Origin of the sequence: Vibrio sp. 1F263 (genome assembly GCF_041439035.1) — a bacterium.
GTDB classification, from domain to species: Bacteria; Pseudomonadota; Gammaproteobacteria; order Enterobacterales; family Vibrionaceae; genus Vibrio; species Vibrio tasmaniensis_A.
Map to the genome: position 1 here is coordinate 1 of NZ_JBGONI010000113.1, position 1713 is coordinate 1713.

At 49.1% G+C, this 1713-nt stretch carries 1 protein-coding gene; it reads right to left on the reverse strand.

What is annotated here, in order from left to right:
- Positions 1–32: 32 nt before the first annotated feature.
- Positions 33–1562, reverse strand: coding sequence for an IS66 family transposase (locus ACED25_RS23315; RefSeq protein ID WP_048665049.1), 1530 nt, complete (start codon positions 1560–1562; stop codon positions 33–35).
- Between the last annotated feature and the right edge of the window lie 151 nt (positions 1563–1713).

The window sequence follows — 1713 nt, forward strand, 5'->3', positions numbered from 1 at the left end:
GTATCCGCCCCATGAACCCACGGGGCGACTTGTCAGTGTTTGAAGTTCCAAGGTAGGAGTGCGTCGATATCAGGCTCTGCTTTCGCGAGCTCTTTCATGCACTTGACCATGTAGTCGTAGAGGATAAGACCGTTGGCTTTCGCGGTCTCGATGATGCTGTAAAGCATCGCGCTCGCATCAGCACCGTTTGGTGTGTTAGAGAACAGCCAGTTCTTCCTGCCAATGACCAGTGGTTTAATTGCGCGTTCAGCGCGATTATTATCAATAGATAAGTGACCATCGTCGATATAACGAATAAGCTTTGACCACTGCCCAAGCGTATATTTTATCGCTTTGCCTAGTGGGCTAGAGCCAATCACCTTCTGGGTCGTCATCCATTGGTAAAGCTCATCCAGTATCGGCTTGGCAAGCGCTTGACGCTCTGCTTTTCGCTCTTGGGCAGGCGCACCTTTTAAGCGTGATTCTATCCCGTAGAGTTTTTGGATTTTAGCCAGCGCCTTATCAGCCTTGCCTGATTTACCTTTCCCTTGAAGCTTCTTCGCATCCATGAACTTGCGACGAGCATGCGCTAAGCACCCTACATTGGTGACGTGATGCAGACCATCATAAGCCGCGTAGCCATCGGTTTGTAGATAACCGTTGTAGTCACCTAAAAAGTCCACGGGACACGCCCTCGCGCGACTGTTTTGATAGTCGTACAAGGCAATATTTTTCACATTCGGCAGTGCCGCTTCGGGTGAGTCAGCGCCTGAGCAGTAGAGCCACATATAACACTTCTTCTCTTCTTTGAGCACATTGAGCGGCGTTTCATCCGCCTGAACCACCACTTGTTGAAGCAGGTTCTCCTTCAAGGCCGCATACAGCGGGGCGAACTTCTCACTGACTTGGATAACCCACCTTGCCATGGTGGTGCGTGATAGCTCGATACCCGACTGGGTAAACAGCGATTCTTGGCGATAAAGTGGCATCGCGTATTGGTATTTGCCAAGAATGATGTTGGTCAGCAAGCTTTCTGTGGCGAAGCTTTTAGGGATGAGACTCTGAGGGGATGGCTTCTGAACGATACGGCTGCTGTCACCTGTTTTCTCGCACTGGCGGCAAGCGTACTTAGGACGAACATATTCCAACACTTTGAGTACCGCTGGCGTGAACTCTAGCTTCTCGCTGCGGTCTTCACCGATTTTATGCAGGCTATGATTGCAGCAAGCGCACTGCTTTTCATGGTCGTCTACATCAAGTTCGATAACCTCACGAGGCAAGGTCTTAGGCAGAGGTTTACGTTTACCGCGCTTTTTCGTTGTGGTCGTGGTTGTCACCTCAACCTCGTCTTCTTTAACGGCTTCACATTCCGCTTCGTTGAAGAGGTCACCTTGTGATTCATCGTAAGGCTTTAATGCCTCCGAGCGTTTCGCGAACTGACGGTCGAAGGCGAGTTTGAGTTGTTCAAGCAGCGATTGGCGCTCTTGTTTCCACTCATTTCTCTCCGACATCAGAGCAGCTACCATCGCTTGTAGCTCGGCAACATCTTGGCTTTCTGGGTTGATATTTGGCGTCTTTTTCATAGCATTGATTATACTAAAATCGTGCCGTTAACGCTTGGAGAATAAGGCTTTATTCTCGATTAACTCATTGTAAAATCGTTTATTTTGATGGGTTCGTGGCCGATAATTGTGAAGCCTGAAAGCAGTCTATCAAGCTCAAATTGAGTGAGGG